Below are 15,095 nucleotides of genomic sequence, written 5' to 3'. Positions count from 1 at the left end.
GTGGATGTACGATAATGGCAAGAACGCTGGTCTTAAAGGGAAGTAAAAAGCTGTTGAACGCATGGGCGTTCTATGATTGGGCCAATTCCGTTTACAGTTTGGTCATCTCATCAGCGGTTTTTCCCATATTCTATGGAGCACTTTTTAGGGTGGCCGAGATAGAAAAGTTGACCGTCTTTGGAATAGAAATCGCAAGGGCTCCACTAATTAGTTATACCACATCCTTGGCCTTTGTATTTATAGCAATAATCACCCCTTTGATTTCGGGCATTGCGGATTATCTTGGAAACAAGAAAATGTTCATGCAGTTTTTTTGCTACCTGGGCGGTCTATCCTGCATTGGCCTTAACTGGTTTTCCTTGGAGAACATCTATTTTGGATTGCTTTGTTACTTTTTTGGACTTGTGGGGTTTTGGGTAAGTTTTGCCATCAACAATTCGTATTTGCCCGATGTGGCCTATCCGGAACAACAGGATGCCGTTAGTGCGAAAGGGTTTTCCCTAGGATATATTGGGAGCGTTCTTCTGTTATTGGTGAACCTCGCCATGGTGATGAAACCAGAAGTTTTTGGAATCACTTCCGGTGATGGTGGAGTAGCCGAAATCAAGGCCATGAAATATTCTTTTGTTTCGGTTGGGTTCTGGTGGATACTTTTCGCACAATATAGTTTTTACTATTTACCCAAAGGTAATAAACGTGAAGGGGCTCGATCCAATGTTATCCTGAACGGATTTAGGGAGTTGAAGGGTGTCTGGCACCAATTAGGGAATCAAACCCGATTAAAAAGGTATTTAGGGGCGTTCTTCGTATATAGTATGGCCGTACAGACCGTTATGTTGATCGCGACCTATTTTGGGGAGGAAGAAATAGGTTGGGGATCGGATTCTGAACGCACCACGGGCTTGATCGTAAGTATTTTGGTCATTCAAATCGTTGCCATTCTCGGGGCCTCGGTAACGGCATGGGCCTCCAAAAATTTTGGAAACGTAAAAACCCTGATCGTGGTAAACGCGCTTTGGGTCGCTATCTGTGTATATGCCTATTTTTTGATTACACCGATGGATTTCTATATAGCTGCCGGATGCGTAGGATTGGTCATGGGCGGCATTCAGGCCCTGTCCCGTTCCACCTATTCCAAGTTCATTCCTGAAACCAAGGATACCACTTCCTTTTTTAGTTTTTACGATGTTGCCGAAAAAATAGGTATTATCATAGGAACTTTCCTTTATGGTTTTATCGCCCAATTTACCGGCAGTATGCGTAATGCCATTATTTTCTTGGGAATATTTTTCATGGTGGGTATGTTGCTACTTACAAGGGTGAAACAACTAAAAAGACCCCTTTGATTAGAGGCCTTTTCACAGTTGTTGATTGTTCGCTATTTGATTTTATCCTTTTGAAACGTCCCCGGAACCGGACGTTTTCGTGTCTATTTTCTCAGGATTTCCGCGGTAGGTAATATCCCCTGAACCTGAAACCCTTGCCTTTAACATCTTATTGGCCGTTACCTTTATGTCAGCCGAACCTGAAACGGTAGCATCCACATTATCGGCCTCCATATCAAAGGCCTTGATATCACCACTTCCAGAAATGGTTGCCTGAAAATCCTTAGTGCTACCGCTCAATGTGATATCCCCTGATCCCGACATACTTGCGTGTACGGAGTTGGCATCCACATCCAAAATAATGTCGCCAGAACCTGACATGGCCGTTTCCAAATTGTCCGTTTTTATGGTCGTTTTCCCTACAATATCCCCAGAACCGGAGAGTGCAATGGCATCAACACTTTCTACGGGTACGGTTATTGTTATACCATTTTTCCAAGAAGAAGGCTTTAAGTTGACCCCTTTTTCGGTTTTGATTTCCAATTTTCCGTTTTTCACTTCTGTAATAATATATTCCAATAAATTCGATTCTCCCGTAAGTGTCAATTTACCTTCATTTCCTTCTACCAAGTGCACATCGAACCAACCCGATACACCAATGGCATCATAGTCGCTGGTAGTTCTATCGATAGTAACCTGTTCCCCGTTACCGTTAATTCTTTTGCCCCATTGTGCAGAGCAGGAAACTGTCATGGCCAAAACAATGGCTAGTGTTGTGATTTTTTTCATTTTTTAATTGATTTTGAACTGAACATCGTTCAGCTTTTGATTGATATTAATTTTTGGTAAAACTGATGCTGCCGTAATCGCTATTTAAGGTAATCATATTTCCACTTCCCTTACTTCCAAAATACCCTTTATAATGCTTGGAGGTTGATTTTTCCTCACTGATGTTGATAACAAAATCGTCTTTTCCGCTCACACCTGCATAGCTAGTGGTAATATCGAAATCGAAATGATAATTGGCGTTGTAACCAATTTTTACCCCTGTATAATCTGATCGTATATTGACATTCCCTGCATCTTCGGACAATTCCTCAATACGTATGGAACCATAGTCTGATGCTATATCCACATTACCGTGCACACTTCCCAATTTTACGGTAATGTAGTCACCGTTTCCTTGAATATTCCGCACGTTTCCAACTTCCATTTTTCCATAATCACTGCTATAATCCAAATTTTCCATCTGGTCTATTTTGGTGTTGGTATAATCCGCGATTACTTTTAGGTTTCCGGCCTTTTCAAGGGTAAATCCAGAATAGTCCGCCCTGATTTCGCCACTGTTCATAAATCCTATGGTGGAATTAGAGGTGTAATCAAAATTCAACTGATTGTTTCTACCCCGTAGTTCCCCAATTTCCAGCCTTCCATAATCACAGCTAATTTTTGCGTGCCCATCGATCCGGTCCAGAAGTATGGAACCATAATCATTGTCCAAGTCAACACTGTTTTTTATTGGAAGCTTTATGGTGTAATTGATCTGCATGTTCACATTGTTGTTTCTTCCCCAGCTCCAGCCCCAACTGCTTTTGTTGTCGTTGAACTCCGTTTTGGCGGACACCATGGAACTACTGGCATCAAAGGATACCGATATCTCGTCCAGCTTTTGCTGTACTTTTTCCTCGTTGTTACCGTTCGTTTTAATATGGACTTCGATCATGACCTTCTTTTCTGTCCACGAGGTAATATTTAGGTTACCATAACTGTTGTCCACCTTTAAAAGGGCATCGGCATTAACATTGAACTCCTTTTTTATGGTTTTTTCCTTAGTGTACTTTCCGGTTGGTTTTCCACCGTTTTCGGCCAATAAAAAGGACGGACAAAGCAAAAGTACAAGTAGGCCGTATTTAAATAGTATAGTTCGCATCATCGTAATTTTTTAAATTTTTAATAGTTTCAATTTGATTTAGAACATCGTTCAATAAATCGATTCTTGTTTGGAAATTGGTTATCATAGCACTGAGGATCAATTTGCTGTTACCCCCGTTTAACAACTCATTCTCCAACATTTTATAGTCCTGTTCCAGTTTTTTAAGCTGGTCCATGGTGTCTGAAATTATTTTTCTTGTTTCAGGGGTTTCCTCAGCTTCCAACTCCTTTACTTGCTGCTCGATGAGACTTGCAAAGTAAAACTGGGTATTGGCAACCTCGGGTGAAATCTCGGCAACTTGTTCCTCTATGGATTTGTTCAGGTCTAACCGGGGGTACACCAAAGCGACCATAAGGGCCAAGGAGGCCGCTATGGACAAGGGCTTCCACCAGTTGAATTTAGTTTTGGCCGTTGAAACGGTGCCATTAGATTGGTTCAGTTTGGCCAAAAAACGTTCTTGGTGCCCCAAAGCTGGTTCTTCCGTATCAAAACGGTCCTGGAGTGTTTTGAACAAATCCTCTAGTTTATCTTTTTCCATCAGTTCGCAATTAATAATTCTTTTCTAAGACTTTCCTTCGCCCTGGAAATGGTGGTCCTACAATTGGCATAGCTCATATTCATTATGGAACTAATTTCCTCGTAGTCGTAACCCTCGATCAAATGTAAGGTCAAAGAAATTCTGTAATTGTCTTTTAAGCGTTTCATGGTTTCCACTACTTTTTGAGCCTTTTGTTCGGCAAACACATGATCCGAAGCAATTCCGTCATTATCTTCGACCTTGTACATTAAATCGTCCAGCGCAACTTCATTCTTTTTCAGTTGCTTTTTGTAATGGTAAATACTGTTGTTCACAACGATTCTTTTCAGCCATGCCCCAAAAGTAACCTCGCCTCTAAATGTATCCAGTTTCGTAAACGCGTTTAAAAACGATTCCTGCATAATGTCTTCGGCCTCGGCACTGTGTTTTACGATCCGTAAAGCCGTGTTGTACATGGCTTTGTAATACCGATTGTAAACCTCCAGTTGCGCACTTTGTTTACCTTCCTTGCACGATTGCAATAAATCATCAATATGTACCTTACTTTGGCTCAAAAAGTGATTGGTTTGTCTAAGAGATGATCCAATTTACCCATTGTTACAGTTTTGGCCGAAAAGTTTTTCTAAATTGAGCGGTATTTATGCTTCATCAATTTTTAGTTTATGACTGAAAGAAAAAAAATGCTTCAGGGCCTGCTTTATAATTCCCGGGATCCGGAATTATTGGAAATGTATTTCCGTGCCCGAAGATTTTTGAAGGAATTCAACAATTTGGATGCTGAATTGACCGAGGAAAAATATCGGGTGTTGTCTGAACTTTTTAAGAGTATCGGCAAGGGAGTATGGATAGAATCTCCTTTTTTCTGCGATTATGGCAACAACATATCCATTGGCGATGGCACTTTTGTGAACATGAACTGTACCTTTTTGGACGATAATGCCATCAGTATCGGTCAGAATGTGCTCATCGCGCCTTATGTGCAAATTTATACTGCGTCACACCCGTTGAAGGCTTCGGACAGGATAGTTGAAAATTCGGATGGTGCTTCGTACGTTACTTCAAGTATGCCCGTTACTATAGGGGACAATGTATGGATAGGCGGTAATAGTGTTATCTGTCCCGGGGTTGAAATTGGCCATAATGTTACCATTGGTGCAGGAAGTGTAGTTACCAAGAGTATTCCAAACAATGCGGTTGCCGTAGGTAATCCGTGCAAGGTTCTGAGAGAGCTATAATGTTTTCTAATCCCAAACTTCTATCATTATTTGTTATAGGTATGGCATAGGAATTGAAATATAGAGGTGAAGTAAAGACTAAAAAACGATAAAAACCCTGTTAGCAAGGTCTTTCAAGGGTTTTTAAATTTGAACGATAAAAAAATTGCTGTCTAATTTAATGACAGAATGACCGATATATGAGTATGGGAGATTCTAAATTTTCAAATTTTGACAATATGTCCTTACAGGGCATCGATCAGGATTCCGAGTTGATACCATTGCTTACCGCAGAGGATGAGGAGCAAATGAACAGTGAGGAATTGCCGGAAACCTTACCAATCCTACCCCTTAGGAATACGGTCCTTTTTCCAGGCGTGGTAATTCCTATTACCGCCGGGAGGGACAAGTCCATCCAATTGATAAAAGATGCGAACAATGGTAGTAAAGTGATCGGGGTGGTGTCCCAAAAGGACGAGGAAACGGAGAACCCGGATATAAAGGATATCAACACTTTGGGTACCGTGGCCCGTATTTTAAGGGTATTGCAAATGCCCGACGGAAATACCACGGTAATCATACAAGGAAAAAAGCGGTTTGAAATAGCCGAAGTGCTTACCAAAAAGCCCTACATAACCGCTACTGTTCGCGAAACCGAGGAACTTAGGCCAGAAAAGGGCAATAGTGAGTTCATGGCCATCATAGATTCCATCAAGGATCTGGCCTTGAGAATTATTAGGGACAATCCAAATATTCCAAGTGAAGCTTCTTTTGCCATCAAAAATATTCAGAGCGATTCCTTCTTGATAAATTTTGTTTCCTCCAACCTTAATCTTGCGGTAAAGGAGAAACAAGAGTTATTGGAAATCGGGAGTTTGCAGGACAGGGCCTTGGCTACCTTAAAATACATGAACATTGAGCTTCAAAAACTGGAGCTGAAGAATGATATTCAGTCCAAGGTGCGGAGCGATTTGGATCAACAGCAGCGCGAATATTTTCTTCATCAACAAATGAAGACCATCCAAGAGGAATTGGGTGGTGTTTCCTATGATGAAGAATTTGAGGAAATGCGCGAACGTGCCAAGAAGAAAAAATGGAACAAAAAAGTAAAGGAGCATTTTGAAAAGGAACTTGCCAAAATGCAACGTATGAACCCCCAAGTAGCGGAATATTCCATTCAGAGAAACTACTTGGACCTGCTTTTGGATTTGCCATGGAACGAATTCTCCAAGGATAAGTTCGATTTAAAAAGGGCCCAACGTATTTTAGACCGTGACCATTACGGATTGGAAGATGTTAAGCGACGTATTATAGAATATCTGGCAGTTTTAAAATTGCGTAACGATATGAAATCCCCCATTCTCTGCCTCTATGGACCTCCAGGTGTAGGTAAGACCTCTTTGGGAAAATCCATTGCGGAGGCCTTGGGTAGAAAGTATGTCCGCATGTCCTTGGGAGGCCTGCGGGACGAAGCGGAAATTCGTGGTCATAGAAAGACCTACATTGGTGCCATGCCGGGCAGGATCGTTCAGAACCTCAAAAAGGCGGGTACTTCGAATCCTGTTTTTATATTGGATGAAATTGATAAATTGTCCAACAGTCATCAAGGCGATCCATCATCGGCGATGTTGGAAGTGTTGGACCCTGAACAGAACAATGATTTTTATGATAATTTCTTAGAAATGGGCTACGACCTTTCTAAGGTCATGTTCGTTGCTACCGCGAACAATCTTGGGAATATACAGCCAGCGTTGCGGGACCGTATGGAAATCATCAATGTAAGCGGGTATACCATAGAGGAAAAGGTTGAAATTGCCAAAAGGCATTTACTACCCAAGCAACTGGAGGAACATGGTTTGAATTCCGGTCATTTGAAGATCGGTAAACCCCAAATGGAGAAAATCGTTGAGGGGTACACTAGGGAATCCGGGGTACGATCGCTGGAGAAACAAATTGCCAAAATGGTGCGTTATGCGGCCAAATCAATCGCAACGGAGGAAGACTATAATGTAAAGATCAGCACCGCGGATATTGAGGAAGTGCTGGGGCCTCCAAAAATGGAACGCAGCAAATATGAGAATAATGAAGTTGCCGGCGTGGTTACGGGATTGGCTTGGACCAGTGTTGGTGGGGATATCCTATTCATTGAATCCATTCTGTCTCAGGGTAAGGGGAACCTGAGTATTACGGGAAACCTTGGCAAGGTGATGAAGGAATCGGCCACAATTGCCATGGAGTATATTAAATCCAATGCCGATAGGTTTGGTTTGGATGCGTCTATTTTTGAGAAGTACAACGTGCATATACACGTACCGGAAGGAGCTACCCCAAAGGACGGGCCAAGTGCCGGAATCACCATGTTGACTTCCTTGGTATCCCTTTTTACTCAAAAACGAATCAAGAAAAGTTTGGCCATGACAGGGGAGATTACGCTTCGGGGCAAGGTATTGCCCGTTGGCGGTATCAAGGAGAAAATATTGGCGGCAAAGCGTGCAAGGATCAAGGAAATTATACTTTGTGCCGATAATGAACGGGATGTAAAGGAAATCAAGGAATCCTATCTAAAAGGGTTGACATTCCATTATGTCACTGAAATGTCTGAAGTAATCGACATAGCGTTGACAAATCAGAAAGTAAAAAATGCCAAAAAATTATAATCTATTTCTGTATCCTCTTGGAAAATGGAATCGGCAATAAAAACATTCAATGAATAAGATTACCATAGCCATCGATGGATTTTCCTCCACGGGTAAAAGTACCTTGGCAAAGCAACTGGCCAAAAAATTGGAGTATATATATGTAGATACCGGTGCCATGTACAGGGCGGTAACGTTATATGCTATGAATAATGGCTTTGTAGTAGATGGTGAAATTGATACAGCAGGTCTTATTGAGGATTTGGATAGTATTGAGTTGAAATTTGTATTTAATCAGGATTTGGGTTTTGCCGAAATGTATTTGAATGGTGAAAATGTGGAAAGACAAATTCGGACATTGGAAGTTTCCAATTATGTGAGTCAGATCGCCGAAATCAAGGAAGTAAGGACCAGACTGGTCGCCCTACAGCAGGATATGGGCAAGAATAAAGGTGTGGTCATGGACGGTAGGGATATTGGAACCGTTGTTTTTCCCGATGCCGAACTCAAAATCTTTATGACCGCAAGCCCCGAAAAAAGGGCGGTAAGGCGTTACAAGGAATTGCTGGATCGGGGCGAGGATGTAAAATATGAGGATATCCTGGAAAATGTTCAAAAAAGGGATTATATAGACTCGCACAGGGAAAATTCCCCTTTAACAAAGGCGGAAGGTGCCATTGAATTCGATAACAGTGATATGGGATTGGTACAACAATTTGAGCGCATTTATGAACATGCGCTTAGGGTCATTGAAAAAAATAAATAAAAAAACCGTCAGATTTCCTGACGGTTTTTTTTTATTCTTTGATTTTACAAATTTGGAATGACCAAAACCTGATCTGGATGGATGAGATCCGGATTCTTCAAAATGCCAGTATTGGCCTCAAAAATTTGCTTGTATTTCATAGGATCTCCATAGTAGTGCTTGGCGATTTTGCTAAGCGATTCCCCACTTTTAACGGTATGCCTGTGATACACGGAGTCATCTTCTACGGTAATGTTCGCTTTTATATCGGACGGACTTTCGCCACCTATTTCCTTTATTTTGTCCCAAATGATGTTTTTCTCATACTGGGTCTTCGCCATTCCTTTAACCTTAAGGACATCGCCCTCAACGGTCACATTTCCATCTTTGATACCAAGTTGTTCCCCCAGGTCCAAAACGGGTTGATACTTTGCCTTTACGCTCATAATTAATTTCAATTTAACGGTTAATATTTATGCGGTTAAGGTACTAATTATTGTTCAAAACCTTTCCAAATTCACAAAATACTGTAATCAGCGCATAGCAAGGATTTCAACATGTTGTGTATTAAGGAATTTAGTTGTAGTTTTGCACTCCTTTTTTAGCAAGCGAATCAAGATGGAAAAGGGACAAAAAATAGATCAATAATAACTTTCATGATCATTGCTTACATCTTGATTGGGTTATGGAATACAAATTTTATATCAGCACATGGCTGAAGAAAAAACAACGGCTGAAGTAGAAGAAACTATGGAAGCTACTACACAAGAAACTGCACAGGAGACCCCAAAGCAGGACCCACAGGAGTTTTTGGAAAATTTTAACTGGGAAAAGTACGAGCAAGGAATCGAAAGAGTAGACGATTCCAAGCTAAAGGAATTCGAAGAATTGGTTGCCGAAAATTTCGTTGATACTGCCGATGAGGAAGTAGTGGAAGGAACGGTAGTGTATTTGACCGATAGGGAGGCAATTATTGATATAAATGCCAAGTCTGAAGGTGTCATCTCATTGAACGAATTTCGATATAATCCTAATTTAAAGGTAGGTGACAAGGTAGAGGTATTGATTGATATCCGTGAAGACAAAAGCGGACAGTTGGTATTGTCTCACAGGAAGGCGCGTACCATCAAAGCTTGGGATAGGGTGAATGCCGCTCATGACAAGGAGGAAATCGTATCCGGTTATGTGAAGTGTAGAACCAAGGGAGGTATGATTGTCGATGTTTTTGGTATCGAGGCGTTCTTACCAGGTTCTCAGATTGACGTGAAGCCTATCAGGGACTACGATCAATACGTGAACAAAACAATGGAGTTCAAGGTGGTCAAGATCAACCACGAGTTCAAGAACGTTGTTGTTTCGCACAAAGCGCTTATTGAAGCCGATATCGAAGAACAGAAAAAAGAAATCATCAGTCAGTTGGAGAAAGGACAGGTATTGGAAGGTGTTGTCAAGAACATTACTTCCTACGGTGTCTTTATCGACCTTGGTGGTGTTGACGGACTAGTTCATATTACAGACCTTTCCTGGAGCAGGATCAACCACCCGAACGAGGTTGTTGAGCTTGACCAGAAATTGAACGTTGTTATTCTTGATTTTGATGAAAACAAATCCAGGATCCAACTAGGTCTTAAGCAATTGGAGAAACATCCTTGGGAAGCACTAAGCGATGAAATTAAGGTCGGTGATAAAGTAAAAGGTAAAGTTGTCGTTATTGCGGATTACGGTGCCTTTATTGAGGTTGTTGAAGGTGTTGAAGGTTTGATCCACGTTTCTGAAATGTCTTGGTCCACTCACTTGCGTTCCGCTCAGGATTTCGTGAAGGTAGGGGATGAGGTTGAAGCGGTTGTATTGACTTTGGATCGGGAAGATCGTAAGATGTCTTTGGGCATCAAGCAATTGACTCCGGACCCTTGGACAGATATCACTTCCAAATATCCTGTAGGTTCCAGACACAAAGGTATCGTACGTAACTTTACCAACTTTGGCGTTTTTGTTGAGTTGGAAGAAGGTATTGACGGTCTTATTTATATTTCCGATCTTTCTTGGACCAAGAAAATCAAACATCCTTCCGAGTTCACCAATGTCGGTGATACCTTGGAAGTTGAAGTGTTGGAATTGGATGTGGAAGGACGTAAGTTGAGCTTGGGTCACAAGCAAACTACTGAAAACCCTTGGGATAAGTACGAAGAGGAATTTGCCGTTGGTACGGTTCACAAAGCTGCCATAACCGATGTAGTGGATAAAGGAGCTACTATTGACTTTAACGAGGATATTACGGCTTTTGTTCCACAGCGTCACCTTGAAAAGGAAGATGGCAAAAAACTGGGCCGAGGCGATGAGGCAGAATTCAAGATTATTGAGTTCAATAAAGACTTCAAACGCGTTGTAGCTAGCCACACTGCTATCTTCAGGGAAGAGGAACAACGCAATGTAAAAGCAGCGGCCCAAAGGCAGTCTGCAGCGTCAGAAGAGGCAAAACCAACATTAGGGGATGCCAATGATGCGCTACAAGCATTAAAGGATAAAATGGAAGCGGATTCCAAAAAGAAGAAGTAATACATTTGACTTTTAAATATTCAAAGGCCTGGTTTTTTACCGGGCCTTTTTGTTTCTAAAAACTAGGAAAGATAATTAGGGAGAATTCCCTATTTTTGCTTTGCTTAAAGCATGTGTGACGAATTATGGGTCAAAAAGTCCTACTTTCCAAAAAGGAAATCAATATTATCCTTCACCGTTTGGCCTGTCAACTGCTTGAAAACCATGAGGATTTCAAAAATACTGTATTAATCGGAATACAGCCCAGAGGGATATACGTAGCCCAAAGGCTTACTAAAATTTTATTGGAAGAATACAAGGTTAAACATATAGACCTTGGTTATTTGGATATCACTTTTTACAGGGACGACTTTAGAAGAGGGGAAAAAACCTTGGAGGCGACCAAGACGAAAATCAATTTTTTGGTAGAGGATAAAAAGGTGGTTCTAATTGACGATGTGCTGTACACAGGTCGTAGTATCAATGCAGCCTTAACGGCCTTGCAATCCTTTGGAAGGCCCAAGGAAGTTGAGCTGTTGACCCTGATTGACAGAAGATTCAGCAGACATCTGCCCATACAGCCCAATTACAGAGGTAGACAGGTGGATGCCATAGACAACGAGAAGGTAAAAGTGATGTGGGAGGAAAATGACGGGGAGGACATAATTTATTTGATAAATAGATAGTACAAATGAGCGAACTGAGTGTAAATCACTTGTTAGGAATAAAATATTTGAACGAGTCGGATATTCAGCTCATTTTTGAAACAGCGGATCATTTTAAGGAGGTAATCAATCGGTCCATTAAAAAAGTTCCTTCCTTACGCGATATTACTATTGCCAACATTTTTTTTGAAAACAGTACCCGAACAAAGCTCTCCTTTGAATTGGCTGAAAAAAGACTTTCCGCCGATGTCCTGAACTTTTCGGCAAGCCAGTCTTCGGTAAAAAAGGGGGAAACGCTAATCGACACCGTAAACAATATTCTTTCCATGAAAGTGGATATGGTGGTCATGCGACACTCCAATCCTGGGGCCGGTATTTTTTTGGCCAAACATGTCAAGGCTTCCATAATAAATGCCGGGGACGGTGCCCATGAACATCCCACCCAAGCCTTATTGGATTCCTATTCAATCAGGGAAAAGTTGGGCGATGTTGCGGGAAAGAACGTGGTCATCGTTGGGGATATTTTGCATTCTAGGGTAGCACTTTCCAATATTTTTGCGCTAAAACTGCAAGGTGCTAATGTAAAGGTCTGTGGCCCAAAAACTTTGATGCCCAAATATATAGAATCCTTAGGGGTAGGGGTTGAGATGAATTTGAGAAAGGCCTTGGAATGGTGCGATGTTGCCAACATGCTACGCATACAGAACGAACGACTTGATATAAGCTACTTCCCAACAACCAGGGAGTATACCCAACAATTTGGGGTCAATAAGAAGTTGCTGGACAGTTTGGACAAGGAAATCGTAATAATGCACCCGGGTCCCATCAACCGGGGCGTGGAAATAACAAGTGATGTGGCAGATTCCAAACAGTCCATCATACTCAATCAGGTAGAAAATGGTGTGGCCGTTCGCATGGCGGTCATTTATTTGTTAGCTTCAAAAATTAAATAATTGCAAGTATGATTTTTGATAAGGACGGAACTACGACCCTAATATATCAGGAAAAAAAATCACTATCCATCTTTTTGAAAAACTTGGATGAAAAATATTCGGAAGTCAAAAATGACAACCTAATAATCAATCTTTTTTCGTTTGATACATTGACCTCTGGGGATGTCATGGAGTTTTTGGATATTTCCAATAGACATCGTAAGTCGGGCAAATCCTTTGTAATCGTTACGGATAAGGTTTCGTATGACGACGTCCCCGATGAAATTATCGTGGCCCCTACATTACAAGAAGCGAAGGACATCATTGAAATGGAGGAAATTGAAAGAGATTTGGAGCTTTGAAGTTGACCATCCTAGGGTGTTATGCCGCCACGCCCAGAACTTTGACCAACCCAACCTCCCAGGTACTGGAAGTCAAAAACCATATGTTTTTGATCGACTGTGGGGAAGGTACCCAAGTCCAGCTTAGGAAACACGGAATCAAATTTTCCCGCATCAGCCACATTTTTATTTCGCATCTACATGGCGATCATTTTTTTGGACTACCGGGCCTGGTTTCCACCTTTAGGTTATTGGGAAGGGAAAAGGAACTCCATATTTATGGCCCTAAAGGGATAAAGGAAGCTATTACCATGTTGTTAAAATTGGGAGATTCCTGGACAAATTATCCCTTGTGTTTTCATGAATTGACCTCCGTGGATAGCCAGGTTATTTTTGAGGATGCAAAAGTAATCGTACAAACGATACCCTTAGATCATAGGGTCTATACCAATGGATTTTTATTCAGGGAAAAGGAGAGGGAACGCACCTTGAACATAGAGGCCGTTCGATATTATGAAATAGACAAGGCATATTTCAATACTATCAAAAAAGGAAAGGATATTGTTACCGAAATAGGCGAAATCATTCCCAACAGGGAATTGACTTTCGATCCACCTAAACCGACTTCCTATGCTTTTTGCAGCGACACGGCTTATCATCCTAGTATTGTTCCCCTGATAAAGGAGGTGGACTGTTTGTACCACGAGGCCACTTTTTTGGAATCCGAAGTTCATTTGGCCAAAAAGACAAAACACGCAACGGCCAAAGAGGCCGCCGAAATAGCAAAACAAGCTTCCGTAGGAAAATTGATATTGGGCCATTATTCAACACGATATAGTTCCTTGGAGTTATTTAGAAAGGAAGCATCTGTGGTATTCGAACCAGTTGAATTAGCAGATGATGGTAAATCTTTCCACATAGGTTAAATCTTTCTACGCAACCTTTAGGCAGCTCGAATATCCTTAAGTAAAGCCAATCATGAAAAATTCATTTTTACCTGGTTTATTTTTTGTGCTTATTCTATCAATTTCTTGTGAAAAAGAAGATGGAATAAACGCTGAGTTACGAGGTAGTGCCATCATCGGTACTTGGAACCGTTTCGATGAAATACCTAGTGGCAGTATACGAGAGGAATATCGGTATTTCGATGTAGAGACTTTGCACACCTTTGAGTTGGATGGAACCTACACCTATAAAGTGAATTACTATGGTTTTAAGGATGAGAACCCAAATGAACTAATGGGGCAATCTGAAAATAAAGGAACTTTTGAAGTTAACAATGATAGTGTTTTTATAAGGGTTTTTGAAAATACTTCTTGGGAAAAAGGATTTAAACCGAAGGCCGAGACCATCTTATTGAATGGAGAGGCTTATGGGAATCGGTTTACCATAAAGAACGAAACATTGACCTTGTATTATATTTCATATCCTGCAGATGCACCAGTACAGTCCCAAATGAGTTTTAAAAGGTTGGAATAGGTTAAAATTAATTGTTTAATAAGACCCCAAAGGTGATTAAAGCTTTTGGGGTCTTGTTATTTTTAGTGATCTTTGAGTATCTTGATTTTTTTAGTTTTTAGCATGCAGAAAGACCTAGGGAATTATCGCAAATCGTATGAGAAAAGTGCCTTGATGGAGGATAGTATATCCAATAATCCCATGCAGCTTTTTAAAACATGGTTCCATGAAGTGGAGCAGTCAGATGGTGTCGATGAACCCAACGCGATGACCGTTTCTACCATTGGATTGGATGGCTTTCCCAAAAGCAGGGTGGTTTTGTTGAAGCGGTTCAACCATGAGGGCTTTATTTTCTACACAAATTATACCAGTGAAAAGGGTAAGGCCATCGCGACGAATCCCAACATTTGTATATCTTTTTTTTGGCCCAATATGGAGCGTCAGGTTATCATAAAGGGAAAAGCGGAAAAGGTTGCCGAGAACCTATCCGATGGATACTTTGAATCCCGACCTAAAGGAAGCCAATTGGGAGCCTTGGTATCCAACCAAAGCAGTGTTATCGCCTCCAGGGATGTCCTGGAAAAGGAACTTAAAGCACTTGAGGCTACCTACAAAAATAAGGAAGTGCCACGACCAGATCATTGGGGCGGTTATTTGGTGAGGCCCATATCCATTGAATTTTGGCAGGGAAGACCTAATCGGTTACACGATAGGATCCGGTTTACCTTGCAAGAGGATTGGGATTGGAAAATGGAACGCTTGGCACCTTAAGC

At 41.3% G+C, this 15,095-nt stretch carries 16 protein-coding genes; 11 read left to right on the top strand and 5 right to left on the bottom strand.

Translation table 11 applies throughout. From position 1 onward, the window contains the following. Positions 1 to 14: 14 nt before the first annotated feature. A complete protein-coding gene (locus FEK29_RS14650) occupies positions 15 to 1,346 on the top strand; it encodes an MFS transporter (protein WP_138259183.1) in 1,332 nt (443 codons plus the stop codon). 42 nt (positions 1,347 to 1,388) lie between these two features. On the opposite strand, the gene FEK29_RS14645 is transcribed toward FEK29_RS14650, so the two are convergent. The 4 genes from FEK29_RS14645 to FEK29_RS14630 are packed head-to-tail and all read right to left on the bottom strand — an operon-like array spanning position 1,389 to position 4,350. Further along, positions 1,389 to 2,114 (bottom strand): head GIN domain-containing protein, encoded by a 726-nt coding sequence (locus tag FEK29_RS14645; RefSeq protein ID WP_138259182.1) that lies wholly within the window; start codon positions 2,112 to 2,114, stop codon positions 1,389 to 1,391. Between the two features lie 46 nt (positions 2,115 to 2,160). Further along, positions 2,161 to 3,255: a DUF4097 family beta strand repeat-containing protein gene (locus FEK29_RS14640; protein ID WP_138259280.1), complete on the bottom strand. Its 1,095-nt coding sequence runs from the start codon at positions 3,253 to 3,255 to the stop codon at positions 2,161 to 2,163. Continuing rightward, on the bottom strand, positions 3,236 to 3,796 hold the full coding sequence (locus FEK29_RS14635; RefSeq protein ID WP_138259181.1) for a hypothetical protein: 561 nt from the start codon (positions 3,794 to 3,796) through the stop codon (positions 3,236 to 3,238). The genes FEK29_RS14640 and FEK29_RS14635 overlap by 20 nt, the downstream gene beginning before the upstream one ends. After that, positions 3,796 to 4,350, bottom strand: a complete 555-nt coding sequence (locus tag FEK29_RS14630; protein WP_138259180.1) for an RNA polymerase sigma factor — start codon at positions 4,348 to 4,350, stop codon at positions 3,796 to 3,798. The genes FEK29_RS14635 and FEK29_RS14630 overlap by 1 nt, the downstream gene beginning before the upstream one ends. Before the next feature lie 108 nt (positions 4,351 to 4,458). Between FEK29_RS14630 and FEK29_RS14625 the strand changes: the two genes are divergently transcribed. The 3 genes from FEK29_RS14625 (at position 4,459) to cmk (ending at position 8,412) form a co-directional block, all read left to right on the top strand. After that, positions 4,459 to 5,031 carry a sugar O-acetyltransferase gene (locus FEK29_RS14625; protein ID WP_138259179.1) on the top strand — a complete coding sequence of 191 codons (573 nt, stop codon included), beginning with the start codon at positions 4,459 to 4,461 and terminating at the stop codon, positions 5,029 to 5,031. A gap of 185 nt (positions 5,032 to 5,216) precedes the next feature. After that, positions 5,217 to 7,667 (top strand): endopeptidase La, encoded by a 2,451-nt coding sequence (gene lon / locus FEK29_RS14620; protein ID WP_138259178.1) that lies wholly within the window; start codon positions 5,217 to 5,219, stop codon positions 7,665 to 7,667. A 49-nt stretch (positions 7,668 to 7,716) separates the two neighbouring features. Then, complete coding sequence (cmk, locus tag FEK29_RS14615; RefSeq protein WP_138259177.1) at positions 7,717 to 8,412, top strand: (d)CMP kinase; 696 nt, start codon at positions 7,717 to 7,719, stop codon at positions 8,410 to 8,412. Positions 8,413 to 8,456: 44 nt separating this feature from the next. Here cmk and FEK29_RS14610 read toward each other — a convergent pair whose 3' ends face one another. Further along, complete coding sequence (locus FEK29_RS14610; RefSeq protein ID WP_138259176.1) at positions 8,457 to 8,837, bottom strand: LysM peptidoglycan-binding domain-containing protein; 381 nt, start codon at positions 8,835 to 8,837, stop codon at positions 8,457 to 8,459. 265 nt (positions 8,838 to 9,102) lie between these two features. Between FEK29_RS14610 and rpsA the strand changes: the two genes are divergently transcribed. The 7 genes from rpsA to pdxH all read left to right on the top strand — a co-directional run bounded on the left by rpsA (position 9,103) and on the right by pdxH (position 15,093). Next, positions 9,103 to 10,947, top strand: a complete 1,845-nt coding sequence (gene rpsA, locus FEK29_RS14605; RefSeq protein ID WP_138259175.1) for a 30S ribosomal protein S1 — start codon at positions 9,103 to 9,105, stop codon at positions 10,945 to 10,947. Positions 10,948 to 11,072: 125 nt separating this feature from the next. After that, positions 11,073 to 11,612: a bifunctional pyr operon transcriptional regulator/uracil phosphoribosyltransferase PyrR gene (pyrR, locus tag FEK29_RS14600; protein WP_138259174.1), complete on the top strand. Its 540-nt coding sequence runs from the start codon at positions 11,073 to 11,075 to the stop codon at positions 11,610 to 11,612. A 5-nt stretch (positions 11,613 to 11,617) separates the two neighbouring features. After that, a complete protein-coding gene (locus tag FEK29_RS14595) occupies positions 11,618 to 12,544 on the top strand; it encodes an aspartate carbamoyltransferase catalytic subunit (RefSeq protein WP_138259173.1) in 927 nt (308 codons plus the stop codon). A gap of 8 nt (positions 12,545 to 12,552) precedes the next feature. Further along, the gene (locus FEK29_RS14590) at positions 12,553 to 12,885 is read left to right on the top strand and encodes a ribonuclease Z (protein WP_138259172.1); all 333 of its coding nucleotides are present in this window, start codon (positions 12,553 to 12,555) and stop codon (positions 12,883 to 12,885) included. Further along, a complete protein-coding gene (locus FEK29_RS14585; protein ID WP_138259171.1) occupies positions 12,882 to 13,790 on the top strand; it encodes a ribonuclease Z in 909 nt (302 codons plus the stop codon). Before FEK29_RS14590 ends, FEK29_RS14585 begins: the two co-directional genes overlap by 4 nt. A gap of 52 nt (positions 13,791 to 13,842) precedes the next feature. Continuing rightward, positions 13,843 to 14,343, top strand: a complete 501-nt coding sequence (locus FEK29_RS14580; RefSeq protein WP_138259170.1) for a hypothetical protein — start codon at positions 13,843 to 13,845, stop codon at positions 14,341 to 14,343. A 102-nt stretch (positions 14,344 to 14,445) separates the two neighbouring features. Further along, a complete protein-coding gene (gene pdxH / locus FEK29_RS14575; protein WP_138259169.1) occupies positions 14,446 to 15,093 on the top strand; it encodes a pyridoxamine 5'-phosphate oxidase in 648 nt (215 codons plus the stop codon). The last annotated feature ends 2 nt before the right edge of the window (positions 15,094 to 15,095 follow it).

Source organism: Maribacter aurantiacus, from assembly GCF_005780245.1.
Classification (GTDB): domain Bacteria; phylum Bacteroidota; class Bacteroidia; order Flavobacteriales; family Flavobacteriaceae; genus Maribacter; species Maribacter flavus.
The sequence above is the reverse complement of the archived record's forward strand: the minus strand, read 5'-3'. Positions and strand labels throughout refer to the sequence as shown.